The organism is Ruegeria sp. AM4 (assembly GCF_056540665.1).
Window position 1 is genome coordinate 65840 of sequence record NZ_JBQFXD010000011.1, and the last position, 26689, is coordinate 92528.

Below are 26689 nucleotides of genomic sequence, written 5' to 3' on the forward strand. Positions count from 1 at the left end.
GTCTGTCACGGTGGCTCAGTCTCCTTTGACGCGATAGTGGTACTCTCCCACGATCCGCATGCCGAGTGAATGGTAAAGGCCGTTCGCGCCGACATTCGCCTTGGTGCAGATCACCCCAAGGGTATGAGCACCTATATTCCGCGCCCAGATGGCCGCGGTGCGCATGGCCCATTGCCCCAGCCCCTGACGGCGATGCGCAGGTAGGATCTCCAACGCGTGAACAACGGCAACACCATCGTGAATCGCGACAAATCCAGTGCCCGCCGATTGGTCTTTCGACCGCATCAACAAGCCGGTTTTTGGCCCGGGCGCACGTTCCATCACCGCCACACGTTCAGGACCAATGCCGCCCTGCGCCCATATTTCACGCATGATCGCCAGTGGCTCCCAAATGGTGAATACCGTGACGCGCGGGATCGGGATGTCAGTCAGATGTTCGACCGGGCAGGTGTAAATATTGACCGGATCCAGTATGTCGTAACCGCGCTGCGCCAGTTGCGCGTCCAGATCCTCGTCGCCCGGGCGCAAGCAGAAAATACGCCGCTGACCCATGGCCAGCATGGCCTGTTCTGCAGCCTCTACATCCTGCACCGTGAACGCCCCGACCGGATTGGCCGCGGACACGCGCGAGCCACCGCCCTGCCCTGCGCGCAACTGAAACGGGCCGAGCCTTTCATATCGCGCCGCGGGCCAGGTACCGTCGACAATATCCGCCCAGTTGGTGCTCACTGATCCAGCTCGCGGGCCAATCTGGTCATCGCCGCGTCGATGCGACCGCCTTCGGTTCCCCGGATCACGACATTGGCCCCGAAAACACCGTTGGTCTGGAACGGATAGCACCCGATAGACAGATCGCCATAATCCTCTGCCAACGACGAAAGGGTCGCCGCGATATCACCTTCGCCCCGATCCACGCGCAGGGTTTGTGACAACAATGGCGCGCCACCCGTCAGGGTCGGCAGAACACTGGCAACCATCGCCTGAAAGACCAAAGGCACCCCGGCCATGACGTGCACATTCGCAAGAGTGAAGCCCGGCGCGGTTGAGACCGGATTATCGATCAGCGTGGCGCCATCAGGTATGCGCGCCATGCGCAGGCGCGCCGCGTTCAGCTCAAGGCCCGACTTGTCGTAATGCGCCTCAAGCAGCGCGCGCGCGTCGGCGCGGACGTCAATCGCCGCGCCAAAGGCCCGCGCGATACAATCGGCAGTGATGTCGTCATGGGTCGGACCGATCCCGCCGCTGGTGAACACATGCTCGAAATTTTCGGACAGGGCTTTGACCGACGCTTCGATCGCGGGCGCGTCATCGCTGACGATGCGAACCTCTTTCAGATCGATACCGTGTTTTGTCAGTTCCTGCGCAAGAAAGTGCATGTTGGCGTCGCGGGTGCGGCCAGACAGGATTTCATCGCCAATGACCAGCATGGCTGCGGTTGGGTTCGGCATGGCGCGTGCTCCCCTTGATCGACCCTTTCCGCAGGTATAGGCCCTGAGACATGCGATTTGAAACCCCCCTTGTTCCCGCCCGCCTTGTCCGCCGCTACAAACGCTTTCTGGCCGATTGCACCCTGGAAGACGGGCGCGAAGTCACCGCGCATTGCGCCAATCCCGGCTCGATGTTGGGGCTGGCTGAACCGGGTGAGAAGATCTGGTTGGAACCCAACGACGATCCGAAGAAAAAGCTGAAATACGGCTGGCGGCTGGTCGATCACGAGAACGGCCATTTCACCGGCGTCGATACCTCGGTCCCCAACAGGGCGCTGCGCGCGGCGCTGGAGGCACGTCAGATTCCCGAATTGGCGGCTTATGAGACCGTGAGGCCAGAGGTCAAATATGGCGAAAACAGCCGTATTGATTTCCTGCTGACCCAGCCCGGGCTGCCCGACATCTATGTCGAGGTCAAAAGCGTCACCCTGTCTCGCCAGCCCGGTCTGGCCGAGTTCCCCGACAGCGTCACCGCGCGCGGCACCAAACATCTGGGTGAACTGGCAACGATGGTCGCACAGGGGCACCGTGCGATCATGCTCTACCTGGTGCAACGCACCGATTGCGACCACTTCGCGCTGGCTGCGGATATTGACCCGGCCTATGCAACGGCGTTTGACGCGGCGCAGGCGCAGGGGGTTGAGAGGTTGGTCTACGGGACGCGGGTATCGCCGGAAGGTGTTAAGCTGGGGGACCGCTTCGAATTCTAATTAGTGGAACAGTTTGATCGGCGATTAGCCTCAGCTACGCGATAAAAGGACAATCATCGACCGCCATCAGCCATTCCGGCCCCTTTGCTTTCCACAATTTTTGCTTGATCACGGCCCAGCGCGGGTGAATGTGGACCATGTGTTTGTCGCGCCGCGCTCTTCTTTGCCTTTCGCCCCAGAATGAACCCGGCTGCACAAACGCCCAAAAGAAGCAGCACCGACAAAACGACTAAAGATTGACCAAACTCAACTGAAACTCCAAGTCAAAATTGCTGCGCGGCAAAAAAACGAACTGTCTGCCGCCCTCTGATCAAGTCGTTGTGACAGTAATTCACTGGTCTTAGAACACAATATGAATCGACTTATCTGATACGCTTGACCGGTACCCTCTGGAACTTTCTGCACAAGCAGCGTAAAAGGAATGCTGCGCGCAACATTTGGAGTTCAGCGTCGATGAAGGAACATCGTGGCCGTCTGACCAAGGACGGGATCCGCATCTATGAACAAGGTGACTTTGCCGGGATGCACGCGGCAGGGGCCTTGGCTGCGCGGATACTGGATGACATTGCCGAGCATGTGTTTGTCGGCCAGACAACCGGCGCCATCGACGGGATGATCACCCAGATGGTCGAAGATGCTGGCGCGACCTCGGCCACGATCGGCTACAAGGGCTATCAGCACGCCAGCTGCATCAGCGTCAATCACGTGGTCTGCCACGGCATCCCCGGCGACAAGAAACTGAAGGATGGCGATATCCTGAATATCGACGTCACCGTCATCGTTGATGGCTGGTTCGGCGATACGTCACGCATGTACGTGGCCGGAAAGCTGCCGCGCAAGGCCGAGCGTTTGATCCAAGTGACCCATGACGCGCTGTTCAAGGGGATCGAGATGGTCAAGCCGGGCAATACGTTCGGCGATATCGGCCACGCCATTCAGGCCTATGTCGAAGCGCACCGGATGAGCGTCGTGCGCGACTTCTGCGGCCACGGGCTGGGCCGGGTGTTCCACGCGCCGCCGAATGTTCTGCATTATGGCCGCCCGGGGACGGGCGCGGTGCTGGAAGAAGGTATGTTCTTCACCATCGAACCGATGGTCAATCTGGGCCGTCCCGAAACCAAGACACTGGCTGATGACTGGACCGCCGTGACCCGCGACAAGTCGTTGTCGGCGCAGTTCGAGCATTCTGTTGGCGTGACCGCAGACGGGGTTGAGATTTTCACCCTGTCACCTGGCGGTAAATATCACCCGACTTATTCGTCCTGATCGGCAGCCTGATCACGCGACAGCTTGAGCAGTAGCGTCTCATCCCGCCAAGGGATCACCGCATCATGGATGAATACCGGCGCACGCATCGGCTTGGAAGGCGGGCCAGTGGTGGTGTCACTGTCCTTCGTAAAAGCCCAAAGTGGCAGTGTGATGGCGTGTTCCATGCGGATACCATAACATGTTTCGCGGTCAGAGTCCCAAGAGCGCGGGCACCTGTGACATATCCGTGAAAACCTCTGCGCCCAGCGCGCCCAGGCCAGCTCCGTCATCGTGGGCGGCATAGGCGAGGCACCGCATATTGGCCCGCATCGCCGCGGTCACACCGTTCTCGCTGTCTTCGATGACAACAGCGGAATTGGCGTTGAAGTGCTGCGCCGCCGTCAGAAACAGCGCCGGGTCGGGTTTGCTCGTGCCCAGCACGTAGGCCGAGAACATCACGTCGCTGAACCTGTCCCACAGCCCGTTCTGGCCCAGTGTAATCTGCATTTTTTCAGGCCGACCATTCGAGGCGACGCAGTAGGGAATGCCGTTTGCATCCAGATGCGCCAACAACTCGCGGATACCTGCGACCAGTGGCGTACCAGCTTTCAGTCTCTCGTAGATTTCCGCGTAAATCTGATCGGTCCAGTTATCCGGAAGGTCCGCCCCCAGACCGCGCGCCTTGTCGCGTACACCGGTCATGGTGCCGCCGACAAACATCGACATGCATTCTGTCAGGGACAGATGCAGACCGTAGCCCGCCAGATTATCGACCATGACCTGATTGGACAGAACCTCGCTATCGACCAGCACGCCGTCGCAATCGAAAATCACCAGATCATGCATCCGGGGCACCCTTCCACATCAAAGAGATATGCGTGTCGCCATATTTCCGCGCGCTGTGCAGGTTGAAACCGTCGGGCGTGGCCATGGGTGCGTTTTCTTCCCAAACCAGCAGTGCGGTTTCAGCGACCCATCCACCGGCTACTGCGGTTGCAACCGCCTTTTGCCCAAGGTTCTTGCCATAAGGCGGGTCCAGAAAGATCAGATCAAACGGGTCGTCGGAATTCTCGGGCAATCGGGTGGCATCCCGGCGGATCAGGGTGGTGCGATCGGTGCTGCGGGTCAGGTCGATATTCTTGCGGATCAGACCCTGCGCGATACGACCGTCATCCACAAAGGTGACATGGGCAGCCCCGCGCGACAGCGCCTCGAGCCCCAGCGCGCCGGTGCCCGCGAACAGATCCAGCACGCGCCGCCCTGCAAAGTCGATCTGATGGGTCAGAACGTTGAACAGGCTTTCGCGCACGCGGTCGGTGGTGGGGCGCAAATGCGCGCCCGCGTCCCCCTTTCCGACCGGGGCCAAGGCCCGTCCCCGGAACTCTCCGGCGATAATCCTCACGCCTTGAGCAACGGTTTCAAATCCGCATCCGGATCGGCCACCACTGCCGGATCGGCGGTCTTGCCGGCCTCGATCAGGCGTTTGCCGACCATATAAGCGCGAGGGTCGTTCATGGCATCCACGGCAATCAGCTTATCGCCGCTGTAATACCAGAACGATACGGTCGCGCCTTCGCCCTGACGGGTCACGACGCGGTCATATCCGGTGTTCAGACCGGCGATCTGCAATTTGACGTCATACTGATCCGACCAGAACCATGGCGTCGCGACATAGTCCTTTGCCGCGCCCAGCATATTCTGCGCCACGATCTCGGCCTGATCAATGGCGTTGGGTACACTTTCCAGACGGATGCGGTCGCCCTTGTGCGGGAACGAGGCGCAATCGCCCGCCGCCCAGATCGAGGGGTCTGAGGTGCGGCCATGGGCGTCGGTCTTGATGCCGTTGTCCAGCTCAAGCCCGGCCATCTCGGCCAGTTGGGTCGAGGGTGCAATGCCGACGCCGACAACGACGAAATCAACGTCCACCTCGCTGCCATCGGTCAGAACCGCGGCAACCACCTTGCCGTTGTCGCCGATCAGGCGGTCGAGCCCGACGCCTTCGCGGATGTCGGCACCATAATCCGTATGCAACGTGCGAAAGTAATCACTGGTCTCGGGCGCGGCCACCCGTTGCAGGATACGCTCGGCCATTTCTACCAGCGTCACCTTGACGCCACGCTTGGCACAAACCGCTGCAGCCTCGAGGCCGATATACCCACCCCCCACAATCAGGGCGCGCGCGCCCTCCTTCACACGCGGCTCCATCTCGTCGATATGGGCAAGATCGCGCACCACATGGACGCCGCCAAGGTCCCCACCGATTGCTGCGGGCAGGCGGCGCGGATCAGACCCGGTGGTCAAGGCAAGTTCGTCATAGGAGATCACATCATCGCCAACCGTCACTGTCTTGGCTTGCGGATCGATCGCCGTCACACGCTGACCCAGTCGGAGGGTGATGTTGTTTTCGGCATAGAAACTCTCGGGCCGCAAAAACAGGCGGTCCAGCTCCATCTCGCCCAGCAGGTAGGCTTTGGACAAAGGCGGGCGCTGATAGGGCAAATGCGGCTCGGCGCCGATCAGAGTGATGCCCCCTTCAAACCCGTCCTTGCGCAGTCTGGCGACAAGCGAGGACCCCGCCTGCCCCGCGCCAATCACGACAATATGGCTCATGTTTCTCCTGCCCTGTCGAATTCCCGTGGTCTCCTCCACGCGACCACCTATATTGCGGATAAGCCCGACTCTGCAAATCCTAACGACAGGAGCTAATAACTATGATTTCAACAGGTGATACGCTGCCCGACGCCACGCTGACCCAATTGGGCGCGGAAGGCCCAGAAGAGGTGCGGGTTTCAGACAAGACCAAAGGGCGCAAGGTCGTTATCTTTGCAGTTCCCGGCGCTTACACGCCAACCTGCCATTCGGCCCATGTGCCCAGCTTCATGCGCACCAAGGACCAGTTTGCCGCCAAAGGTGTGGACGAGATCATCTGTGTCTCGGTCAACGACCCATTCGTGATGAAAGCCTGGGGCGAGGCCACCGGCGCAACTGATGCAGGCCTGACCATGCTGGCCGATGCCGCATCCGAATTCACCAAAGCCATCGGCATGGATTTTGACGCACCACCCGCCGGTCTGATCGCGCGATCCAAGCGCTATGCGATGCTGGTCGATGATGGCAAGGTGGTTGCGCTGAACCTCGAAGAAAGCCCAGGCGCATGCGAGATTTCCGCAGGCGAAGGTCTGCTCGAGGTGATCTGAGTTCGTCGGGTCCCGGTCCATCCGGGACCCGTCATTTTGCAATTCACTTGATAGAGCACCCCGTTCAGCCAATAGTTGAAGCATAGAAATGGGGAGAAGTATTTATGAACGCCAAGTTATTCACATTGACCCTGACCGGCGCCGGCCTTCTGGCCGCTTGCGGACCGGCCCCGACGCCTCAGCAACAAGCCGCCCGACAGCATGAGATCGCCTGCATGGCCGGTACCCTGGGCGGTGCCCTGATCGGCGGCGCGATTGGCAATCAGTTTGGCGGTGGTTCCGGCAAGACCATCCTGACCGCTGCAGGGGCTGCGGCAGGCGGATTTGAAGGCCAAAGATTCGCGTGCTGAGGAGAAACGGTATGAAACCTGCAATATTCATGATTGCCGCGATGGTCCTGACTGGCACCGCCAGTGCCGAAACCGTAGCGGAGCTGAACGAGAAAGAGCTGAACGCGATCGACGCCAACAATGACGGCTTCTTGTCCCGTGACGAATTCAATGCCTTTTCCGACTATGCGTTTCAGGAAATGGATGAGGACAAAAACGGGACACTCGGTCTGAACGAGGCAAAACCGTTTCTGGACATCAAGCAGTTCCAGGATGTTGACCGAAACGGCGATAGCCTTATTTCACGAGGAGAGTATGACGCGCAGATGTCGGATGACTTCGACGCGGCAGACAAGAATGGAAACGGCCAACTTGATTAAAGCCCGGAGATTGGCATGAACAAGTGGATTGGAATAGGCGCTTTGGCGCTGGTTGCGGCCTGCGATGTACCGCAAGCGCCGGTGGTTACGGGCCCGGACGGGCAGCCGCGCATTCAGATCAACCCCAATGGCCTGACCTGTTATGAAAACCGGTGCCTCGAGATTAACCCGGCGGCGCGTTCGGTTCGGTCCGTCGGCACCCGCACAATTCGCATTCCCGGCGACATCAATGTCAGTGATGGGACGGTGACGCCCGCGCAGTTCAGGCAGATGGGCGCTGCGACATTGCTGGCTGGCGGGACCGGATCGCGGGACGATCGCGACTAAAGAAGACTGTCCATCTTGCGCGCCAGCTTGGCATCCAGCGCAGACAGCCCCCCGACATCATGGGTCGACAGCACCACCTCGACAGTGCGGTAGACGTTGGACCATTCTGGATGGTGGTTCCATTTCTCGGCCCAGATCGCCACCTGCGTCATCCACCCGAATGCGTGGACAAAATCGTCAAAGATGAAGGTCTTGGTGATCGCGTCCCGCTGTTCCGCCATGGTCCAGCCGTTCTTGAACAGCGGGTCCAGCAGTGGCCCTCGGGTCTCGGTCGACAAAAGTTCGGTCATTGCTGTTCCTCCGGGTTCGATTTTCTGAACGGGCCGTAATCCGTCAGAATCTCGATCTCTTCTCCCACTGCGCGGGCCTCGGCGTCCAGAAATTTCTGAACCGCGTCCGCAAAACCGGGATCTGCGACCCAATGCAAGCTATGCGTACGTGTCGGCAAATAGCCACGCGCCAGTTTGTGTTCGCCCTGCGCGCCAGCCTCGACACGGTTCAACCCGTTGGCAATGGCAAAATCAATCGCCCTATAGTAGCACAGTTCGAAATGCAGGCAGGGGTGGTGCTCGGTGCAGCCCCAATATCGGCCAAATAGCGTTTCGCGCCCAACAAAGTTGAGCGCACCCGCCACCGCGTACCCGTTCCTTTCAGCCAGAACCAAAGCCATGTCGTCAGCCATGGTTTCCTGTGCGATATCAAAGAATTGACGCGTCAGATAAGGTGAGCCCCATTTGCGCGATCCTGTGTCCTGATAAAACTGCCAGAACGCGTCCCAATGCTCGGGTCGCAGTTCATCGCCGGTCAATGTGCGAATTTGGCCACCGAAGGCGCAGGCTTGGGCACGTTCCTTGCGGATATTCTTGCGTTTGCGCGACGATAGTGCAGTTAGGAAACCGTCAAAATCTGCATAAGCGTCGTTCAGCCAGTGAAACTGCTGCGTGTGGCGCACCATCAGCCCCATCTGTTCACCCGCCTGCGCCTCATCCTCGGTGCAGAATGTCGCGTGCAAGGATGAGACCCGGTTGTCGGCGGCCAGTTGCACGGCTCCTTGCACCAGCGCGGACATGCCGATTGCCTCATACCCGGGCCGCACAAGAAACCGGCGCCCGGTGGCCGGCGTAAAGGGGACCGAGATCTGGAGCTTGGGATAATACCGTCCACCTGCGCTTTCGTAGGCATGCGCCCAGCTATGGTCAAAGATGTACTCGCCCTGACTGTGCGATTTGGCATACATTGGCGCTGCCCCGATCAGCACGCCGTCCAGATAGGCCGTCAGATATTGCGGCTGCCACCCCGTGCCACGCCCGACCGAACCGCTTTCCTCAAGCGCCGAAAGAAACCGGTGCGTTGTAAAGGGATCAAAGGGACGGCCACCCTCGGCCGCCTCGGGACAGGCACAGGCATCCCACTCGACCGCAGAGATCTGTGAGAGCGATCCCAGAACCTGAACCTCGATCTGTGCCTGATCCATTTGCCCTCCGCGTCTGACCCTTATCTGTGATTGCACAGGGCGGGATCAAGCCAGGTAGCCCTCAAATGTCACGTTATCAGCGATCTTGCGCGCTTTGGCCTCTTGTTCGGCGGACCGAATCGTCCATGTCAGGATCGGAACCCCGCGCGCCTTCAATTCTGCCACGCGAGGACGGTCGAGGTCGGCGGCCTCGTGACTGACAAAACTCGCGCCGACGCGATCGAAATCAGGTATTTCCCGCAGACGGTCGCATACGTTCTGCGGCAGCAGTTCCACCTTGGGCTGATAAGCCCCGGTTACAAGTCCGCGCGGCAGGTGCGGTGCCAGCCGCGCCAGTTCCGCTACGGAATGCGGATTGAAGGACATCAAAGCCACAGGCCCGTCATAGCCCTGCAACGACTGCACCGCATCCTGTTCCAATTGTCCGATGGCTGACCCCATGGCCCCGTCCTGATCCTTCAGCTCGATCAGCAGCGGAACCCGACCTGCCACCATATCAAGAACCTCGTCCAGCGCCGGGATGCCGTCATCTGCATGCAACAACGCCGTCTCGGCCGCCTGCGCCGCGGTGATCTGCCGAATCGGACCTTGCTGACCGGTCAGGCGCTGCATGTCGTAGTCGTGAAACACAACGGCCCGGTTGTCCGAGGTCAGTTGCAGATCAAGTTCAATCCCATACCCGGCCTCGACAGCGGCGCGGATCGCCGCCCGGCTGTTTTCCGGGCGGTTCTCAGACTTGTCGTGCAGCGCCCGATGCGCGATCGGAATTTGCAGAAACGCATCTGGCAGGGGCGGTATCATTGAACTTCGAAGATGCCTTCGATTTCGACGGCCACACCCAAAGGCAGCGACGCCGCGCTGACGGCAGAACGCGAATGACGACCGGCGTCACCCAGCACCTCGACCAGAAAATCCGAGGCTCCGTTGATCACCTGCGGCTGCGCGGTGAAATCAACAGTCGAATTGACGAACCCGGTCAGCTTGATCACCCGAACCAGTTTGTTGATGTCGCCCTCACAGGCGGCTTTGACCTGCGCCAGCAGATTGATGGCACAGACCTTGGCAGCCGCCGCGCCAGCGTCCACATCCATATCTTCGCCCAGCTTGCCGGTGATCAGGTCATCCGTCTTTGAGATCTGGCCCGAAACATAGACGATATTGCCCATACGGACGAAGGGTACGTAGTTGGCTGCCGGTGCGGGCGCGTCCGGCAAGGTGATGCCCAGGCTTTCCAGTTTATCGGCGATGCTCATGTCATGATCCTCAGCTAAATGCGACTCGGGCGGACGCTAACCGGGAACGGCGGTGCCGAAAAGCGTTAATACGGCAAATCGCTACCATATGCAGGGTCGGCGTTTCTTCTCTTGTTCAGAATGTGTTGATGTGGTGCCACTTTACCTTCCACTAACAAGCAGGTTAAACGCGAGGAGTTTCAAAAATCGGTCGAACCGTTTATGTGAGATCGAATGGCGCCACCACAGCGCATCGGATGTATTGATTTTGACCCCGGCGACATTGCCGGGCGGTATTTGGAGTAACGAGACCCGTGCCCAGCCGAATTCGCCTGAAACATTTGATCGTACTGTCGTTGCTGACGGTCTTGTCGGCCTGCGCGACGCAACCGGCAGACGAGGCAGCGCGGGGTGAGGTCTTTGACCCCTACGAACGAACCAACCGCGGCATTCACAGCTTTAACCTCGGTGTGGACCGGCTGTTGTTCCGCCCGGCCTCGAAGGGCTATGTAAAGATCGTTCCCGACCCGATGGTGACCAGTTTCAGCAATTTTGCCGAAAACCTGACGATGCCCAGCCAGGCGCTGGACTACCTGTTGCAAGGCAACCTCAAGCAATCCGGCAACGCGCTGCTGCGTTTTGTGATCAATTCGACCGTAGGCGGGTTCGGGCTTTCAAAACCTGCTGACGAACTGAACCTGCCGCCTGTCGACACCGATTTCGGCGAAACCCTGCATGTCTGGGGTGTCGAAGAAGGCGCCTATATCGAGCTGCCGTTTTATGGCCCATCGACGGCGCGCGACGCGGTGGGCGTCGTGTTCAACCTGTTCTCGAACCCGATCAACTTTTCACCAGTGCGCCCGGTGGACAACATTGGTGTCTATGCCGAGATCGTGCGCCGCATGGGCGACCGGGGCAGGTTCTCGGATACGGTGGATTCGATTCTTTACGAAAGTGCCGACAGCTATGCGCAGGCACAGACCATTTACCTGCAAAATCGCCGCTTTGAACTGGCACGCGACGATGAGGGCGCCTATCTGGGTCTGTATGATGACCCCTATGCCGAAACCGGGACCGACCCAGTCAGGGACCCCTACCTAGACCCCTACGAGGACCCCTATGCCGAATAACCCCCTGAATCGACGCGAATTTGTCGCCACCGGCATTGCCGGATTGGCGCTGACCGCGCTACCCGCCTTTGCCCAGACCGAAGCCAGCGCAAAAGCGTTGGTTGTCAGCGTCGTGGACGAAATCAACCGCGTGATCGCCTCGGGCAAATCCGAAAACGCGATGATCCGCGATTTCGAGAAGATCTTTGTGAAATATGCAGATGTGCCGATCATGGCACGCTATGTGCTGGGTGCCGACGGGCGCTCGGCCAGCGCCTCACAGATCAAGCAGTTCACCAGGGCATTCCAAGGGTATATTGCCAGCAAATATGGCCGCCGCTTCCGCGAATTCATCGGTGGGCAGGTAACGGTGCGCAATGCTCGCAAGATCAAGGCAGGTTACGAGGTCCGCACCTCGGTCAAACTGCAAGGCTCCTCACCGTTCGAGGTGACATTCCTGGTGTCGGACAAATCGGGCCGCGACAAGTTCTTCAACATGTTCATCGAAGGGGTGAACATGCTGCTGACCGAGCGTACCGAAGTCGGAGCAATGCTGGATGCGCGCGGCGGCGACCTGAACCGTCTGATCAAGGATATGAAACGGACCAGCTAAGGCCCGTAGCATCTGAACAAGAAGCGCCGCGCGACCCGGTCGCGCGGCGTTTTTCGTCAGTTCAGCCGTTCGCCGGTTTCCTTCGCGAAATACGATACCTTACTCATGTCGAAGGCCAGGTTCAACACCTTGCCTGCCTGCGCGCTGGTTTCTGCGTGCAACCGCGCCGTGACATGTTTGCCGCCCAGTTCGGAAACGACATAGGTGTCGGCACCAGCGGGTTCGACCATGTCGATGAGGCACTCGGCCTCTTGCACGCCAGCACCGGCGCGGAAACCGGCCTCGGCAATGTCTTCGGGGCGCAAGCCGAGGATGACATCCTGCGGCAGCGACAGGTCTCGGGCATCGTTCAGCACCAGCGTGTCACCGGTTTCGCGGGCGATTGAGATCTGCGTTCCCGATCCATTGTTCGACGCCTGCGCGGGGATCAGGTTCATCGCGGGCGAGCCCATGAAGTCGGCCACAAACAGGTTGGCGGGATTGTTGTAGATCTCGGCCGGTGTTCCGATCTGCTGCACGATGCCGCCTTTCAGAACCACAATCTTGGTTGCCAGTGTCATCGCCTCGATCTGGTCGTGGGTCACATAGACGATCGAAGCGTCCAACGTCTGGTGAAGCTTCTTGATCTCGGTCCGCATTTCAACCCGCAGTTTGGCGTCGAGATTCGACAAGGGCTCGTCAAACAGGAACAGTTTGGGGTCACGCACCAGAGCCCGGCCCATGGCCACGCGCTGTCGTTGACCACCGGACAACTGGCTGGGGCGGCGGTTCAAAAGCGGTTCGATCTGCAGCAGCGCGGCGACCTCTTTCAGCTTTGCGTCCTGCGTAGCCTGATCGACGCCTCGCACCTTCATGCCGAAGGTGATGTTCTTGGCGACGGTCATGGTCGGGTAGAGCGCATAGGACTGGAACACCATAGCGATGTCGCGGTCCTTGGGGCTGACATGCGTCATGTCATTACCACCGATGGACAGGGTGCCACCGGTGATCTCCTCCAACCCCGCGATACAGTTCAGCAGGGTGGACTTACCGCAGCCCGAAGGGCCGACCAGCACCAGGAAATCGCCCGGTTCGATCGAGATGTTGATGTCTTTCAGAATTTCGACAGGGCCGTAATTCTTATAGAGTTTGTTGATATCGAGGATGGGAGCCATTGGTCTATCCCTTCACTGAGCCAGCGGTCAGACCGCGAATGAAATACTTACCGGCAACGACATAGACGAGCAGCGTCGGCAGCCCCGCGATGATCGCGGCAGCCATGTCGACGTTGTATTCTTTGACGCCGGTGGTGGAGTTAACGATGTTGTTGAGGGCCACGGTCACGGGCTGTGTCCCCGCCTGGCTGAACGACACGCCGAACAGGAAGTCATTCCAGATCTGCGTGAACTGCCAGATCACGGTCACCACGATGATCGGCAGCGACAGCGGCAGGAAAATCGACCAGAAAATCCGCAGGAACCCGGCCCCATCAACCCGCGCGGCCTTGGTCAGCTCGGACGGAATGGTGACATAGTAGTTGCGGAAGAACAGCGTGGTGAAGCCCAGTCCGTAGATGACGTGGACGAAGATCAGACCCGGAATGGTTCCGGCGATCCCCATCATGCCCAGAAGGCGCGCCATGGGCAGCAGAACCACCTGAAACGGAATGAAGCAACCAAACAGCATCAGCGAGAAGATGATGTTCGCGCCCTTGAACCGCCATTGCGCCACAACATAGCCGTTCAGAGCACCCAACAGGGTCGAGAGAGCCACCGCAGGCACCGCGATCAGGACCGAGTTCCAGAAGTAGGGCCGCAGGCCTTCGCACTGGATGCCGGTACAGGCGCCGGACCATGCCGTTTTCCACGCGCCGAAACTGACTTCGCGTGGAAGCGAGATCAGCGACCCGGTGCGAATTTCCTCAAGGCTTTTCAGCGATGTGGTCAACATCACGAACAGCGGCATCAGGTAATACAGCGCAAACAGGCCCAGCAGGACATAAAGCAACCAACGCAGGGCAATCTTGCCAGTAGCGCTTTGGGTGCGGGTTTGGGTTTGGGGCATCGACAGATCAGTCATTTTTCGCCCTCAGCTCTGAGTAAAGATAGGGAACCACGATGGCAAAGACGACCAGCATCATGATCATCGCGGACGAAGCCGCCTGACCGATATCGCCGCGCGAAAACGCCATGGCGTACATGTATGTGGCCGGCAGATCGGTCGCGTAACCCGGACCGCCACCGGTCAGGGCGATGACAAGGTCAAAGCTCTTGATTGCCAGGTGCGCCAACACGATAAAGGCCGACAGAAAGATCGGGGCCATCGAGGGGATGATGATCGCCGTGTAGATGCGCCAAGTGGGGATGCCATCGACCTGCGCGGCCTTGATGATCTCACCGTCCACCGACCGCAGACCGGCCAGAAACAGCGCCATGACAAAGCCCGAGCTTTGCCAGATCGCGGCCATCACGATGGTGTAGATGGCGTAATCTGGATTCACCAGCCAGTCGAATTCGAAGTTCGTAAAGCCCCAACCCTGTACCATGGATTCAATGCCCAGACCCGGGTTCAAAATCCACTTCCATGCGGTGCCGGTGACGATCATCGACAGCGCCATGGGGTAGAGGTAGATCGTACGGATCGCTCCTTCGACGCGTATCTTCTGATCCAGCAGGATGGCCAGCAACAGGCCCAGCACCATCGCGATCACGATGAACAGCGCGCCAAAGATATACAGGTTGTTAATTGCCGTGTCCCAGCGGGGTGAGTCAAACAGGCGTTCATATTGGATGAAGCCGTTAATCTCGTATTTCGGCAGTAGTTTCGATCGGGTCAGTGACACCCAAGCCGTCCATCCGATAAAGCCGTAGACAAAAATCAATACGGCAATGAACGACGGTGCCAGCACCACCTTGGGCAGGTGGTTTTCCAGCCATTCGGACATTTTAGCCTCCGGGGAAAGATGCTCTGCCCCTCAGTATAGGGGGCAGAGCGTATTGGATCAGTAGCTGTTTGCTACCGCGTCCGCCAATTGCTGAACCGCGTCAGCCGAGGACATATCCGAGTTGAAATGTGCGGTCACAACATCGGTGATCGCACCGGACTGCGAACCGCGCAGCGCCATGCCGTGGGCATAGGACGGCAGCAGCGAACCCGCAGCAGAGGTCGAGCCCATATCTTCAGCCGACAGGTTGGCACAGATGTCGAAGTCTTCCAGACCCACATCGGTCCGCGCCGGGATCGAGCCTTTGTTCAGGTTGAACACCTTCTGGAAGTTCGGCGCCACGATCAGCTTGGCAAGTAGGTCCTGACCGGCTTTCTTGTCGTCGCCTTCCACGTCGAACATGGCAAAGCTATCAACGTTGTAAAGATAGCCATCACCGGGGGTCGAGGCGCACAGGAAGTCCTCGCCGGGCTTCTTGCCCGCCGCCAGGAATTCACCCTTGGCCCAATCCCCCATGATCTGGAATGCCGCTTCGCCATTCATCACCATCGAGGTCGCCAAGTTCCAATCGCGGCCCGAGAAGTTCTCGTCCACGAAACCGCGCAGGGTGCGCATCTGATCAAAGGCCTGCACCATCGTGTCCGAGGTCAGCGCCTCGGGGTCCAGATCGACCAGCGCCTTCTGATAGAATTCCGGTCCGCCGATGCCAAGCACAACCGCTTCGAACACGGTGGCGTCCTGCCAAGCCTGACCGCCATGTGCCAGCGGAATAACTCCAGCGGCCTGCAGTTTCTCGGCGGCGGCGTTGAACTCGTCCCAGGTGGTCGGCATTTCAATGCCGTTTGCCGCCAGAACATCAGCATTGGCCCAGATCCAGTCAACACGGTGCACGTTGACAGGTGCTGCACACCATGTGCCTTCGCATTGCATGTGACCAGCAATCGAGGCAGGCAGAACATCTGCCCAGCCTTCGGCCTCGGCGACTGCCGAGATATCGGCCAGAACGCCCTCTTCATACCATTCCTGGATCGCAGGGCCTTTCAGCTGAACCGCAGTCGGCGCGTTACCCGCCAGAACCCGGGCGCGCAGCGCGGTCATCGCCGCGTCACCGCCGCCACCAGCAACCGGCATGTCAGTCCATGTACCACCGTTCGAGGCGAACTCTTCCTGCAGCACGGCAACCGATTTCGCCTCGCCGCCCGAGGTCCACCAGTGCAGAACTTCGGCCTGCGGCTCGGCCACAACCGACGACCCGGCCACAACGGCCAGTGTCGACACCGAGGCCAATGCAAAACGTTTCATTATTTTCTCCTCCCTAGAGAATTCAGTGACTGCCCAAACAGCAGCGATGGCCGCCATACTGGCTTTTGGAAGCATTCTGGCAACGTGTAATCCGCTGCAAATCCCTGACGCAGCGTTAATTTTCGCCGCTTTTGTTACAGCGTGTTACTTTGGCATTGAATCTGTTTCCGTTCGTTACAATTGACGGGACACTGCGGCAGAGATTGGGAGGATCAACACCATGAGCATACCACGCCTGCTGGTGGTGGATGACGACCCCGAGATGCGGTTGATGATGACGCAGTTTCTGCAGCAAAACGGTTTCATCGCCCTGCCCGCCAGTTCCGAGAACGAGATTCGCACCCATCTGTCGTCGGGGCGTATCGATCTGGTCCTTCTGGACGTGATGCTGGGGGATGAGAACGGGGTCGAGATCTGTGCGCGCCTGCGGTCCGAACAGGACGTGCCGATCATTCTGGTCTCGGCGCTATCCGCCGATCATCAACGGATGGCCGGATACGAGGTTGGCGCTGATGACTACATCGCCAAACCCTTCAACCCGCAGCTTCTGTTGGCCCGGGTCCGGGCGGTAATGCAGCGGGCGCGCCGCACGCCCTCGCTGGCGTACCGCCGTCGCACCCAGTCCTTTCGCTTTGATGGCTGGTCGTATGACGGCAAGCAGGACGAGGTGTTCTCGCCCGAGGGGTATCTGGTGTCGCTGTCTCAAAGGGAAAGCGCGCTGCTCAAGGTTCTGCTGGCCAATCCGCATATCCCACTGACCCGGGATGAGATCGCCGCTGCGCTTGATGTGACCGGAGACGGAGACAAGCCCGAGGCGCAGGGACGCGCCATTGACATGTTGGTCGGGCGGCTGCGGTCCAAGATTGAGGTGAACCCGAAAGACCCGCAGATGCTGCGCACGGAACGCGGTGTCGGCTATCTGTTTACCGCCGACGTTTCGGTGGAAGAGGACGCATGACGCTGCGATTGCGCAGTCTGGGCATTTTGTGGACCTTGGGGGCCTTCGGCGCCGGTCTTTTGGCCGCCGGTCTGTGGTTCGCCTCGGCCCGTGCCTGGGACCAGTTTCTAACGCGCGCTTACGTGGCCGGTTTTGCCGTTTACGAAGAACTGCGCACCGGTAAAGCGCCTGCCGCAGGCATAACAATTGCCCCGCTGTCTGCCGAGTCCGCAGCATTGGCCGATCTGGGGCTGTTCGAACAGGTGCCGGGGTTTTCAAACCGCAGCTTCGTCACCAACCTGTCGATCCTAACGGACAGCTCCGCCCCCCTCAGCGCGCGCGAGCTGACGCTTGCGGTCATGTCTGACCGGTTGGTCTATCCCGTCTCGGGTATCATATCCGGCATCGATCAGACAGCGCCCGAGAAGATGGGCAACCTGACCCGTTTGCTGGCGACCTATTGCAGCGAACCGATTTTGATCGCACGGTTTGGACGCGGTGCCTGGCAGCAGGTGGACGGGACCGATACCTGGGGGTGCCACGCCAAGCCGGTCGATCTTCGGCTGCCGGCGATCCTTGCCGCTATTGTGGCGATTGCGATCATCCTGACCTCGGTCAGTAATGTCGCCGACACGCTAAGCCGATTTGCGCAAGCTTTGCGCGACCGAAAGCGGCGCGGCGGGCCCGACGCCTATGACACCGAAGGCCCGACCGAGCTGCGCGAAATCGTATCGGCGGTCAACGCGCATCTGGATCAGGAACGCGCCCAACTGGAAAAGCGCGCAACCGTCTTATCAGGCGTCAGCCACGATCTTGGCACACCTGCCACCCGAGTCCGCTTGCGCGCAGCCCTGATCCCCGATGCCGAATTGCGCGAAAAGCTTGAGGCAGATGTGGATCAGATGACCGGCATGATCGAAAGCGTACTGACCTATACGCGGTCCGAACTCAGCGTCGAAGCGCCCAGGCAAATCTCGCTGACCGCCTTGGTCGAGGCATTGGTCGCCGACTATCAGGACATGGACCTGCCAGTCACGCTCAGACAGATCGCGCCGGTTGCGGTTCAGGGCGCACCATCTGTTTTCATGTCGCGCCGAGGCCATGGCATGTTGCCGGAAACCCGGCGCATTCTTGTAATGGCACGCCCGATTTCCCTGAAACGGGCTCTGACCAACCTGATCGACAACGCGCTGAAATATGGGCGGCACGCCAAAGTTGATCTCGAGACGGATGCAGAATTCGCCACCATAATTGTTGAAGACGAAGGCAATGATCTTTCCGTTTCCGACATCGAAGCTCTCCTGACCCCGTTCAAACGCGGCTCGAACACCGGGTCCTCTGACGGGTACGGCCTTGGCCTGACGATCGCGGCGACCGTCGCTGAACAGCATGGCGGCGCGCTGAGTTTCGAGGCCGGAGGGCAGGGTTTGCGCGCGCGTCTGGAAATTTGCAGGCAATAGCGCCCTACGGCACATAGCTGCGCACCAGGGCGCTGGCGATCAGGCTCCAGCCGTCCGCGATCACAAAAAAGGCCAGCTTGAATGGCAGTGAAACAGTGGCAGGGGGCACCATCATCATCCCCATCGACATCAGCACGGCCGCAACCACCAGATCGATGATCAGAAACGGAAGGAAAACAAGAAACCCTATCTGAAACGCGCGCGCAATTTCCGACAGCATGAAAGACGGCATCAGCACTGAAAGCGGTGCTTCTGGTCCGGGTTGCAGGTCGTTGCCACCCGGGCGCAGCGCTGCCATCGCCTGAAATGTATCAGCGTCCAGCCGAGCGGCCATGAATTCGCGAAACGGAATAAGCGCGCGCTCGAGCGCAGGTTCAACCGCAAGCGTTTCGTCGACCATCGGACGGATACCCGTAGCCCAAGCCTGTGCAAATACGGGCTCCATGATGAAATAGGTCAAGAACAGAGCAAGGCTTACGATCAACATATTCGGCGGCGATTGCTGCAACCCGATCCCTTGACGCAGGATCGCAAACACCGTGATCAGAAACGGAAAACAGGTGATCATGATAGCCAGCCCGGGGGCCAGGCTCAGCACTGTGATCAGCAGAATCAGCTGAATCGACCGCGCCGAGATCGATCCGCCCTCGCCGAGGGACAGCGACAGCTCCTGCGCTGACACCAAGGACGGTATCAGCAGCAGGACCGCCAGGCAGATCAGTCCGCGCATCAACCGATTCCATTTCGCAGGTCCGCGATTTCGGTCAGACGCACGGCGAGCTGCCCGGGTTGGTCACCCTCGACCTCTTCCAACGTGCCGCGCGCCACAAGCTGATCGCCGACATAAAGTTCAACGGGGTCCTCGACCCTTTTGTCCAAGGTCAGAACGGCGTTTTCTCCCATGTTCAGAAGGTCGCGAACAAGCGGCCGTGCCCGCCCGACTGAAACGGTCACCTCAATCGGGACAGAGTCGAACGGGTTGGATTTTTCGGGACTTGCCTGGGTCGTATCAGTCATTGGACAATGCCTCTTTCGCTTCAAAGATATACGCGTCAAAGGCGCCGCTGACCGAGGCCAGCAAGGCGCTGCAATCCACCTGGCGTCGGGACGTGCCGACCTGAATGCGCGCCTGCCCCGATTGCAGCGACGGGTCTTCGACCACTTGCACGGGTGGGGACAGATCAGGCGGCAGGACAGCTTCGACGCCGCTCGCCGCGCCTGCGGGTACGATAAGCTGCATCTGTTGGCCGATTTGATCGCGCGCCATCTTGTTCAGTTCTGCGGTCAGGCGGGTGGCAAAACCCTTGTCGATGATCTCGGGCAAAACGACGCGGGACAGGCTGTCAAACATGGGTTCAAGCGACAGCGACATGCGCGTCATTGCCTCGTGATAGGTGAATGAAAGATCGGACAGAGTGGCTGACAGGTCAGCGCCCAACTGGTCATTCTGGGTCTGTTGCGCCGCTATCGCATCTTCCCAACCGGCCCCGTATCCGCGTTCGAACGATGCAAGCCGCTGCTCTTCCAGCGCATCATCGTCCAGCAAATGGACACCGGTGCTGCTGGCGCTTGCTGCGAAATCCTCAAGAAGATGGGCAATCGACATCACACCTTCTCCTCGCTTTCCTCAAGCCAGCTGCGCAAAATCTCCACTGTTTCCTCCTGCTTGTCGCCGATCATCGAACGCAAGCGGTCGACCGCGTCCGAGCCTGCGGGTCCGGGAAGCGTGGGTACACCCGGCTGGGCCGTATCGGCCAGCGGAGTGAACTCGGTCGCGTCGCCCGATGCCACCTCTCCCACCAGTACAGCTTGCGTATCTTCAGCAGGTGGTGGCGATGGGGGCAGCAAAGCCGGGGCTCCCGCTGGCTTCGTCAGGATGGGGCGGATCACAAACAAGCCCAGGATCAACGATACCACCGCCAGAACTGCCATTTGAATCAAAGACATCGCGTCCAGATGAATGCTCTGCCAGATGGACCCTGCGACAAGCGTTCCCTGAGGTTCAACCACGGGCAGATCCAACGACTTCAGCGTGATCACGTCGCCGCGATCTGCATTGAAACCCACTGCAGACGCGACAAGCTCTTCCAGCGCGTCAAGCTCGGCCTGCGGCATCGGTTCGAAGGTTTCGACCCCATCCGCACCAATGGTCTTGGCACCGTTTACCAAAACGGCAACGGTCAGCCGCTTGACCGCACCCGGTGCGCGATGCACCTCCACCTCGGTCTCCGAGACCTCGTAGTTCACACGCTCGCGGGTCTGGCTGGCCGTCGAGTTCGATTCGTCGCCGCCCGCGCCATCCCCGTCCGGCAGATTGGAGGCCACAGTGACATCCGCCGACTGATTGCGGGCGCTGTCCGAACGCTCTTCGACATCCGTGCTGATTGCGACGCGGCTGTCGGGGTCAAAGCGGCGCTCGCGGATCGATTCGGTCTCGGTCACGGTATCGACGCTGACCTCGACCACCGCGTTACCCATGCCCACGCGCGCCTCGACCAAGCGCAGCACCCGTTCGCGCATTTGGCGGGCCTTGTCATCCGCGCCGTCTGACGCGGCAGCACTTTCCTGCGCCCCAATCACAGCACCGCTTGAATCAATGACAGTGACATTTTCAGGCGCAAGCCCACTGACCGCCGAGGCCACCAGAAACCGGATTGCCCGGGCCTGATCGCCGGTGATCTTCGCCCCTGAGGGCACAACATAGACCGACGCGGTCGGCGTCACGCTGCGCTGAAACGGGTTGGCCGCACTGTTGGCGATATGCACGCGCGCTTGGCCAATATGCGGACTGCCAACAATCGTCCGCGCCAGCTCGCCTTCTTTCGCACGCCAATAGGCAGCGTCGAACATCTGGGAGGTGGTGCCAAACCCGCTGAGCGAATCCAACAGTTCGTACCCCTGATTTCCGTTGGCGGGCAGCCCTTCGCTGGCCAGGGTCATACGCAATTCGTCCCGCTGCGTTCCGGGCACGTAAATCGATCCGCCCCTGATTTCGTAGGGCATACCACGCTGATCCAATGCGCGTACGACGTCGCCCGCAGCACCGCTTTCCAGTCCCGCATATAGCAACGTCATCCCCGGCGCCGTCGCAATCCGCGACATGGCCAGGATACCAAGAAACACCAGCGCAACCGCTCCGACGACTATGATTTGTTTGCGCCTGTCCAAACTTGCCCAGACAGTTCCGATCTGCTGCACGCTCACCTCCGACTCGCCGACATTCTGTGCGGCTCGGACCCTGTTTGAACGATTGCCCTTAACAATCGGTTAGTCCCTGCGGGGTTATGACAGTTGCCGAACGGATCAATGAGGACATCATGACCGATACAACGGCAGTTGAGGTGGAAGCCGCTGAGAAATCAGGGAAAAAAGGCCTGGTTCTTTGGCTGATTCTGGCCGTCGCGGGGGCTGTGGGCGGGTACTTTGTAACCAGCGCCGGATTGCTTCCGATAGGTGGGAAAGCAGCGCCCCAGACCGCGCCCGAGGGCAAGGAAAACAAAGGCGTCGAGGCGATGCCCGAGGTTGCCTTTATCGACCTTCCTGCCGTGATCGTTTCGGTCAAGGCAGGCGATTCGCGGCATCTGAAATTTCACGCACAGCTTGAAGTGCACGCCAAGTATGCCGCCGACGTGGAACAGCTGCAGCCGCGAATCATGGATGTCATGAACAGCTATCTGCGCGCGGTCGAACTGTCTGATCTGGACGATTCGCTGGCGTTGATACGCATCCGTGGTCACCTGTTGCGTCGCATCGGCATCGTCGTTGGCGAGGGCCGGGTTCGCGACGTCTTGGTGTCGGAATTCGTATTGAACTAGGAGGCAATGTTGGAACTGATCGCGGATATTCTGCTTGTCGCGGGCGCATTGGGGGCGGGTCTGTACTGTTTCGTTCTGGCGCGACGATTGAAACGGTTTACCGATCTCGAAAAAGGCGTGGGCGGCGCGGTTGCGGTCTTGTCCACACATGCGGATGAACTGAGGACCTCGCTTGAATCCGCGAAAGCGGCGTCTGACCGGTCGGGTGAGGAATTGCGAGACCTGACCCAGCGTGCTGAGGCTGTTGCGCAGCGGTTGGAGCTGATGATGGCCTCGATGCACGACGTGATCCCAAAAGATGCCGACGAACCGGAAAAGCCGGTGACGCAAACCCAAGAGGTGCCCTCTGAAACTCCGCCCAAAGAAGCTGAGAACGCCGATGCAGGCGCCGGAAAGGACGAGGACGATACCTCACCAGAGGATCCGCCCAAGGCCCCCGAAGGCGTGATGTTCCTGCGGCATGCGAGGCCGCAAAACGGTGCCGTGCGATGAGACGTGCGGCGTCAAAACCTCAAGCGCGCCCCCGGAGCGGAGTATTGACGGTGATTTCACTGTTGATGATCTGCTCGGCCACATTGCGCCTGGGGTTCGAGGCCGGACCTGTGCTGGCGCGCAGTGTCAACGACACGCAAGGTACCCAATCAAGATCAGGCTCTAACGCGCCCGATATGAACGTTCTGTTGTCGGAATTGTTGCGCCGAGAACAGGACCTGAATAAGCGCGAGAGCACTATTCAGGACATGGAAAGAGCGCTGGAAATTGCGGAGGCCGCGATCGATTCGCGGATGGCTGCGCTGCAACAGGCGGAAACCTCCCTGCAAGAGACCCTGATGATCGCCGAAAAGGCAGCCGAAAATGATCTGACGCAACTCACAGACGTGTATCAGAGCATGAAACCAAAGGACGCCTCGGCCCTGTTCGAAACGATGGATCCGGTCTTTGCCGCCGGTTTTCTTTCGCGCATGCCACCTGACGCAGCTGCTGGCGTAATGGCCGGTCTCAGCCCCGAGGCGGCCTATACCATCAGCGTCGTGATGGCCGGACGCAACGCGCGCGCGCCACAGGAGTGATTGCCTTGACCCCGAATTCATTAGCCACCGGAGATCACCCATGATCGGAATCGTAGGAATCGCCGTCATTTTTGTCATGGTTTTCGGCGGCTATCTGGCCGCAGGCGGCAAAATGACCATCATCATGAAATCGCTGCCATTCGAAATGATGATGATCGGCGGGGCGGCTGTTGGTGCCTTTTTGATCAGCAATGACATGAGCGCGGTCAAACACACGCTCAAGGACATGGGCAAGGTGTTCAAGGGAGCCAAATGGAAACCCGACGACTATCGCGATCTTCTTTGCCTGCTGTTTTCGCTGATCAGGATCGCCCGTGCCAACCCTGTCGAACTGGAACAGCATATTGAAGAGCCGGAGAACTCAACTTTGTTTTCGGCCTATCCGAAGATACAGGCGGACAAAGAGGCGGTGGATGTGATCTGCGACACTCTGCGATCTGCCGCAATGAATTATGACGACCCCCACCAGGTCGAAGAGGTACTGGAAAAACGCATGGAAGCAAACTTCCATCACGCCATGCATTCCAGCCACGCGTTGCAAACCGTGGCCGACGGGCTGCCGGCGCTGGGTATCGTGGCTGCGGTTCTGGGCGTCATCAAGACGATGGGGTCTATCGACCAGCCGCCCGAAGTGCTGGGAAAGCTGATCGGCGGCGCATTGGTGGGCACCTTCCTGGGTGTGTTTCTGGCCTACGGGCTGGTTGGTCCGTTTGCCGGAAAGCTGAAAGCGGTGGTTGAGGAAGACAACCACTTCTATCAGCTAATCAAAGAGGTTCTGGTCGCCAACCTGCATAACCATAATGCCGCGATGTGCATCGAGGTTGGGCGCCAGAACACGCCGACCCATAACCGCCCCGGGTTTTCAGACCTCGAAGACGCATTGAAGGAAATCAAAAAGGTCGCGGCATGATCCGGGGACTGCTGCTTGCAGGCGCATTTAGCGTCACGGCTTCTGGCGCAGTTGCGCAGAACCTGCGCGTCCGGTCCGGAGAACATGGCGACTATACCCGATTGGTCGTTCAGATCCCTGCGGATGCAAATTGGACTTTGAAACAGGCCCCTAATGGCGCGTCATTGAGCGTCGGGCTGAAAGATGTGGTTTTTGAAACGGATGGCGTCTTTGACCGTTTATCCGCCAACCGACTGAAAGATCTTTCTCAGGCCAAGGCTGGTGATGCGCTGGTGTTGAGCTTTGGCTGCGACTGCGTCGCGACGGCGTTCCTGCATCGCGAAACGATGGTTGTGATCGACATCGCCGCAGGCGAGATTGCGAGTTCGCCGCACGCGGATACAACCGCCCCGCTTTGGTCGTTGACGCAAAAACCCGAACAGGTACCGCCTGTGGATTTGCCCTCCGACGCGCTGGCTCTGCCCCTGTTGGAGCTGAGCAGCCGGGACCTAGAGACGCTTCTGATGTCCCGCATTTTGCACGGGATCGACAGGGATGTGGTCGATCTGACGCTCTCTGAACCCGGGCCAAGACAGTCAACCCAGCCCGGCCCGTTACGCGTTCCCCAAACGCTAACGCAAAACATACAAGTGTCGACAATTCTGGATGAATTTCAGGGTTTTGGCGGGTTTTCAGATCCCAATATTCAAAAGAAACCGGTTTGTATCACGGATGCCGAACTGGGTTTCTCGTCCTGGTCAACCGCTGAACCGTTCGAGAAACAACTCACGACGCTCCGCAACGGTCTGTTTCAGGAATTTGATCGCGTGGACTCTGACCGAGCCATTGCGTTGGCCAAGTTGTATACCTTTTTTGGATTTGGTGCCGAGGCCATACAGGTTTTGGAGCTGCCGCCCGTTCAATCATCGGAAAGCGCACGCATTTCTGCTATTGCGCACGCGATGGACAGTGAGGCGTCATCCGCTGAAAACCCCTTCGATGGACAGCAACGATGTGGCGGCGATGCGGGTCTGTGGGCGCTGTTGATCGGGCAATCGCTGAATGCGGATGCGGAACTGAACACGATCGAGCAAGCCTTCACCCGTTTGCCTGCGCATCTGCGGCGGCATTTCGGGACAGAACTCGCCGAAAAACTGGTCAGGGCTGGCAAGCTTGAGGCGTCGCGGCGCGTCCTGCGCGCGGTCGGGCGTGTGGAGAAACAAAGCAGCCCTGCTGCGACATTGGCGCAGGCAAGGATCGCCGAGGCTGAAGGCAATGATGCGCGGACCGAGCAACTCTTGTCCAAGGTGACGGATACAGCCGAAGCCAATGAAGAGGCCGCATTGGCACTGGCACGGCTGGTCGAAAAACGCTGGTCTGATCGGGGTGCGGTTTCGGCCCGTGAAATTGACCTTGTGGCAACTTATGCGGTGGAATTGCGCAGGTCGGATTATGGGCCAATGATGGCGCGTGCGCATGCTCTGGCTCTGGCTCTCGATCAGCAGTTTGAGGGTGCTTTTGACCTGATTCCGTCGTCGGCACCGGACAGGGATTGGCGCAGGACACAAGATCAGACCGCGCAATTGCTGACTGAGCGGGCAGATGATCTGACCTTTCTGTACCACATGTTGACCCTTTCGCCTGAGACGCGGCAGCAACTTGAGACTGGCACGGCGGTAACTCTGTCCGAACGGTTGGCCGCGCTGGGTTTTGCAGAACAGGCCCTGGCCCTGGCAAACCGCCCAACGGACCAAATCCAGCGCAAGACCCGGGCGCGGCTGCGGGCCCAAGCTGCGCTGCTGAAAGGTCGTCCGCGTCACGCGCTGCTTGAACTACAGAACGACGCCTCCGAACCGGCCCAACGGCTGAAGGCGCGCGCATTGATAGATGCCAAGGACTATCCTCAAGCTGCGGCTGCTTTGGCGGAGCTTGGTGAGACGGACAGCGCCGGGCGGTACTATTGGTTGTCAGGAAAATTGGAAGCGGTCAGTGCGGAGGGGTCCGGGAAATATGGCGAACTGGCGCGGATAAGCCAAAGTTTGTCACACCCGCCTCAGCGCGTCGCCGAAAAACCTTTGGCGGATGCAAAGGCTCTGCTCGAAAACAGCGCCGAAGCACGCGAATTGATTGCCGAAATGCTGGAAAAGGCGCGCGGCGGTACTTCGCAGTGAGGACCTTGCACCGCAG

General features: G+C 59.4%; 33 protein-coding genes. 15 read left to right on the plus strand and 18 right to left on the minus strand.

The genetic code is table 11. The features are described 5' to 3' along the window. Positions 1-15: 15 nt before the first annotated feature. Both ACR0JA_RS17945 and ACR0JA_RS17950 read right to left on the minus strand, forming a co-directional pair. Complete coding sequence (locus tag ACR0JA_RS17945) at positions 16-729, minus strand: GNAT family N-acetyltransferase (RefSeq protein WP_480578023.1); 714 nt, start codon at positions 727-729, stop codon at positions 16-18. Next, positions 726-1448: a competence/damage-inducible protein A gene (locus tag ACR0JA_RS17950; RefSeq protein ID WP_480578025.1), complete on the minus strand. Its 723-nt coding sequence runs from the start codon at positions 1446-1448 to the stop codon at positions 726-728. Before ACR0JA_RS17950 ends, ACR0JA_RS17945 begins: the two co-directional genes overlap by 4 nt. 50 nt (positions 1449-1498) lie before the next feature. On the opposite strand from ACR0JA_RS17950, the gene sfsA reads away from it, so the two are divergent. After that, positions 1499-2197 carry a DNA/RNA nuclease SfsA gene (gene sfsA / locus ACR0JA_RS17955; RefSeq protein ID WP_480578028.1) on the plus strand — a complete coding sequence of 233 codons (699 nt, stop codon included), beginning with the start codon at positions 1499-1501 and terminating at the stop codon, positions 2195-2197. A 453-nt stretch (positions 2198-2650) separates the two neighbouring features. Continuing rightward, positions 2651-3463: a type I methionyl aminopeptidase gene (gene map, locus ACR0JA_RS17960; protein ID WP_480578031.1), complete on the plus strand. Its 813-nt coding sequence runs from the start codon at positions 2651-2653 to the stop codon at positions 3461-3463. Here the strand turns inward: map and ACR0JA_RS17965 are convergent. From ACR0JA_RS17965 to ACR0JA_RS17980, 4 genes are read right to left on the minus strand one after another with little or no spacing between them, the layout of a single operon-like run. Next, positions 3451-3630 (minus strand): hypothetical protein, encoded by a 180-nt coding sequence (locus ACR0JA_RS17965; protein WP_480578034.1) that lies wholly within the window; start codon positions 3628-3630, stop codon positions 3451-3453. The two genes, map and ACR0JA_RS17965, sit on opposite strands and share 13 nt — an antisense overlap. A 25-nt stretch (positions 3631-3655) precedes the next feature. Beyond that, on the minus strand, positions 3656-4291 hold the full coding sequence (locus ACR0JA_RS17970) for an HAD family hydrolase (RefSeq protein ID WP_480578037.1): 636 nt from the start codon (positions 4289-4291) through the stop codon (positions 3656-3658). After that, the gene (gene rsmD, locus ACR0JA_RS17975; RefSeq protein WP_480578039.1) at positions 4284-4847 is read right to left on the minus strand and encodes a 16S rRNA (guanine(966)-N(2))-methyltransferase RsmD; all 564 of its coding nucleotides are present in this window, start codon (positions 4845-4847) and stop codon (positions 4284-4286) included. The genes ACR0JA_RS17970 and rsmD overlap by 8 nt, the downstream gene beginning before the upstream one ends. Next, positions 4844-6055, minus strand: a complete 1212-nt coding sequence (locus tag ACR0JA_RS17980; protein WP_480578042.1) for an NAD(P)/FAD-dependent oxidoreductase — start codon at positions 6053-6055, stop codon at positions 4844-4846. Before ACR0JA_RS17980 ends, rsmD begins: the two co-directional genes overlap by 4 nt. 101 nt (positions 6056-6156) lie before the next feature. On the opposite strand from ACR0JA_RS17980, the gene ACR0JA_RS17985 reads away from it, so the two are divergent. From ACR0JA_RS17985 to ACR0JA_RS18000, 4 genes are all read left to right on the plus strand, one after another. Then, positions 6157-6642 carry a redoxin family protein gene (locus ACR0JA_RS17985; RefSeq protein ID WP_480578045.1) on the plus strand — a complete coding sequence of 162 codons (486 nt, stop codon included), beginning with the start codon at positions 6157-6159 and terminating at the stop codon, positions 6640-6642. A 104-nt stretch (positions 6643-6746) separates the two neighbouring features. After that, positions 6747-6992: a glycine zipper 2TM domain-containing protein gene (locus tag ACR0JA_RS17990; protein ID WP_480578048.1), complete on the plus strand. Its 246-nt coding sequence runs from the start codon at positions 6747-6749 to the stop codon at positions 6990-6992. A gap of 11 nt (positions 6993-7003) precedes the next feature. Then, positions 7004-7351 (plus strand): EF-hand domain-containing protein, encoded by a 348-nt coding sequence (locus ACR0JA_RS17995; RefSeq protein ID WP_480578050.1) that lies wholly within the window; start codon positions 7004-7006, stop codon positions 7349-7351. Positions 7352-7366: 15 nt separating this feature from the next. Continuing rightward, positions 7367-7678, plus strand: a complete 312-nt coding sequence (locus tag ACR0JA_RS18000; RefSeq protein ID WP_480578053.1) for a hypothetical protein — start codon at positions 7367-7369, stop codon at positions 7676-7678. Here the strand turns inward: ACR0JA_RS18000 and ACR0JA_RS18005 are convergent. The 4 genes from ACR0JA_RS18005 to ACR0JA_RS18020 are packed head-to-tail and all read right to left on the minus strand — an operon-like array spanning position 7675 to position 10405. Beyond that, the gene (locus tag ACR0JA_RS18005; protein ID WP_480578056.1) at positions 7675-7968 is read right to left on the minus strand and encodes a 4a-hydroxytetrahydrobiopterin dehydratase; all 294 of its coding nucleotides are present in this window, start codon (positions 7966-7968) and stop codon (positions 7675-7677) included. The two genes, ACR0JA_RS18000 and ACR0JA_RS18005, sit on opposite strands and share 4 nt — an antisense overlap. After that, positions 7965-9152 carry a GNAT family N-acetyltransferase gene (locus tag ACR0JA_RS18010; protein ID WP_480578059.1) on the minus strand — a complete coding sequence of 396 codons (1188 nt, stop codon included), beginning with the start codon at positions 9150-9152 and terminating at the stop codon, positions 7965-7967. Before ACR0JA_RS18010 ends, ACR0JA_RS18005 begins: the two co-directional genes overlap by 4 nt. A gap of 45 nt (positions 9153-9197) precedes the next feature. Next, positions 9198-9953 carry a glycerophosphodiester phosphodiesterase family protein gene (locus tag ACR0JA_RS18015; RefSeq protein WP_480578062.1) on the minus strand — a complete coding sequence of 252 codons (756 nt, stop codon included), beginning with the start codon at positions 9951-9953 and terminating at the stop codon, positions 9198-9200. Beyond that, the gene (locus ACR0JA_RS18020) at positions 9950-10405 is read right to left on the minus strand and encodes a RidA family protein (protein ID WP_480578065.1); all 456 of its coding nucleotides are present in this window, start codon (positions 10403-10405) and stop codon (positions 9950-9952) included. Before ACR0JA_RS18020 ends, ACR0JA_RS18015 begins: the two co-directional genes overlap by 4 nt. Before the next feature lie 293 nt (positions 10406-10698). On the opposite strand from ACR0JA_RS18020, the gene ACR0JA_RS18025 reads away from it, so the two are divergent. Both ACR0JA_RS18025 and ACR0JA_RS18030 read left to right on the plus strand, forming a co-directional pair. Next, positions 10699-11514: an MlaA family lipoprotein gene (locus tag ACR0JA_RS18025; protein WP_480578066.1), complete on the plus strand. Its 816-nt coding sequence runs from the start codon at positions 10699-10701 to the stop codon at positions 11512-11514. Continuing rightward, on the plus strand, positions 11504-12106 hold the full coding sequence (locus ACR0JA_RS18030) for an MlaC/ttg2D family ABC transporter substrate-binding protein (RefSeq protein ID WP_480578069.1): 603 nt from the start codon (positions 11504-11506) through the stop codon (positions 12104-12106). Before ACR0JA_RS18025 ends, ACR0JA_RS18030 begins: the two co-directional genes overlap by 11 nt. A gap of 56 nt (positions 12107-12162) precedes the next feature. On the opposite strand, the gene ACR0JA_RS18035 is transcribed toward ACR0JA_RS18030, so the two are convergent. From ACR0JA_RS18035 to ACR0JA_RS18050, 4 genes are read right to left on the minus strand one after another with little or no spacing between them, the layout of a single operon-like run. Then, on the minus strand, positions 12163-13260 hold the full coding sequence (locus tag ACR0JA_RS18035) for an ABC transporter ATP-binding protein (protein ID WP_480578072.1): 1098 nt from the start codon (positions 13258-13260) through the stop codon (positions 12163-12165). Positions 13261-13264: 4 nt separating this feature from the next. Continuing rightward, the gene (locus ACR0JA_RS18040) at positions 13265-14164 is read right to left on the minus strand and encodes a carbohydrate ABC transporter permease (RefSeq protein WP_480578075.1); all 900 of its coding nucleotides are present in this window, start codon (positions 14162-14164) and stop codon (positions 13265-13267) included. Beyond that, positions 14157-15029 (minus strand): carbohydrate ABC transporter permease, encoded by an 873-nt coding sequence (locus ACR0JA_RS18045; protein WP_170622510.1) that lies wholly within the window; start codon positions 15027-15029, stop codon positions 14157-14159. The genes ACR0JA_RS18040 and ACR0JA_RS18045 overlap by 8 nt, the downstream gene beginning before the upstream one ends. Positions 15030-15086: 57 nt before the next feature. Continuing rightward, the gene (locus ACR0JA_RS18050; RefSeq protein WP_480578078.1) at positions 15087-16331 is read right to left on the minus strand and encodes an ABC transporter substrate-binding protein; all 1245 of its coding nucleotides are present in this window, start codon (positions 16329-16331) and stop codon (positions 15087-15089) included. A gap of 220 nt (positions 16332-16551) precedes the next feature. Between ACR0JA_RS18050 and ACR0JA_RS18055 the strand changes: the two genes are divergently transcribed. Both ACR0JA_RS18055 and ACR0JA_RS18060 read left to right on the plus strand, forming a co-directional pair. Further along, complete coding sequence (locus tag ACR0JA_RS18055; protein ID WP_480578081.1) at positions 16552-17289, plus strand: response regulator transcription factor; 738 nt, start codon at positions 16552-16554, stop codon at positions 17287-17289. Then, positions 17286-18728: a sensor histidine kinase gene (locus ACR0JA_RS18060; protein WP_480578084.1), complete on the plus strand. Its 1443-nt coding sequence runs from the start codon at positions 17286-17288 to the stop codon at positions 18726-18728. The genes ACR0JA_RS18055 and ACR0JA_RS18060 overlap by 4 nt, the downstream gene beginning before the upstream one ends. Before the next feature lie 4 nt (positions 18729-18732). Here the strand turns inward: ACR0JA_RS18060 and fliP are convergent, their stop codons facing one another. The 4 genes from fliP to fliF are packed head-to-tail and all read right to left on the minus strand — an operon-like array spanning position 18733 to position 21926. Then, the gene (gene fliP / locus ACR0JA_RS18065) at positions 18733-19458 is read right to left on the minus strand and encodes a flagellar type III secretion system pore protein FliP (protein ID WP_480578087.1); all 726 of its coding nucleotides are present in this window, start codon (positions 19456-19458) and stop codon (positions 18733-18735) included. Then, the gene (locus ACR0JA_RS18070) at positions 19458-19745 is read right to left on the minus strand and encodes a FliM/FliN family flagellar motor switch protein (RefSeq protein ID WP_480578090.1); all 288 of its coding nucleotides are present in this window, start codon (positions 19743-19745) and stop codon (positions 19458-19460) included. Before ACR0JA_RS18070 ends, fliP begins: the two co-directional genes overlap by 1 nt. Further along, complete coding sequence (locus tag ACR0JA_RS18075; protein WP_480578093.1) at positions 19738-20334, minus strand: ABC transporter ATP-binding protein; 597 nt, start codon at positions 20332-20334, stop codon at positions 19738-19740. The genes ACR0JA_RS18070 and ACR0JA_RS18075 overlap by 8 nt, the downstream gene beginning before the upstream one ends. Next, a complete protein-coding gene (gene fliF, locus ACR0JA_RS18080; protein ID WP_480578096.1) occupies positions 20334-21926 on the minus strand; it encodes a flagellar basal-body MS-ring/collar protein FliF in 1593 nt (530 codons plus the stop codon). The genes ACR0JA_RS18075 and fliF overlap by 1 nt, the downstream gene beginning before the upstream one ends. Positions 21927-22045: 119 nt before the next feature. Here fliF and ACR0JA_RS18085 point away from each other — a divergent pair, with 119 nt between their 5' ends. From ACR0JA_RS18085 to ACR0JA_RS18105, 5 genes are read left to right on the plus strand one after another with little or no spacing between them, the layout of a single operon-like run. Beyond that, positions 22046-22543, plus strand: a complete 498-nt coding sequence (locus ACR0JA_RS18085; protein WP_480578099.1) for a flagellar basal body-associated FliL family protein — start codon at positions 22046-22048, stop codon at positions 22541-22543. A gap of 9 nt (positions 22544-22552) precedes the next feature. Beyond that, complete coding sequence (locus tag ACR0JA_RS18090) at positions 22553-23035, plus strand: hypothetical protein (protein WP_480578102.1); 483 nt, start codon at positions 22553-22555, stop codon at positions 23033-23035. Beyond that, positions 23032-23613 carry a MotE family protein gene (locus ACR0JA_RS18095; protein WP_480578104.1) on the plus strand — a complete coding sequence of 194 codons (582 nt, stop codon included), beginning with the start codon at positions 23032-23034 and terminating at the stop codon, positions 23611-23613. Before ACR0JA_RS18090 ends, ACR0JA_RS18095 begins: the two co-directional genes overlap by 4 nt. A 40-nt stretch (positions 23614-23653) precedes the next feature. Continuing rightward, complete coding sequence (motA, locus tag ACR0JA_RS18100; RefSeq protein ID WP_480578107.1) at positions 23654-24523, plus strand: flagellar motor stator protein MotA; 870 nt, start codon at positions 23654-23656, stop codon at positions 24521-24523. Further along, entirely contained in the window at positions 24520-26673 is a 2154-nt protein-coding gene (locus tag ACR0JA_RS18105; protein WP_480578110.1) for a hypothetical protein, read from the plus strand. The genes motA and ACR0JA_RS18105 overlap by 4 nt, the downstream gene beginning before the upstream one ends. The last annotated feature ends 16 nt before the right edge of the window (positions 26674-26689 follow it).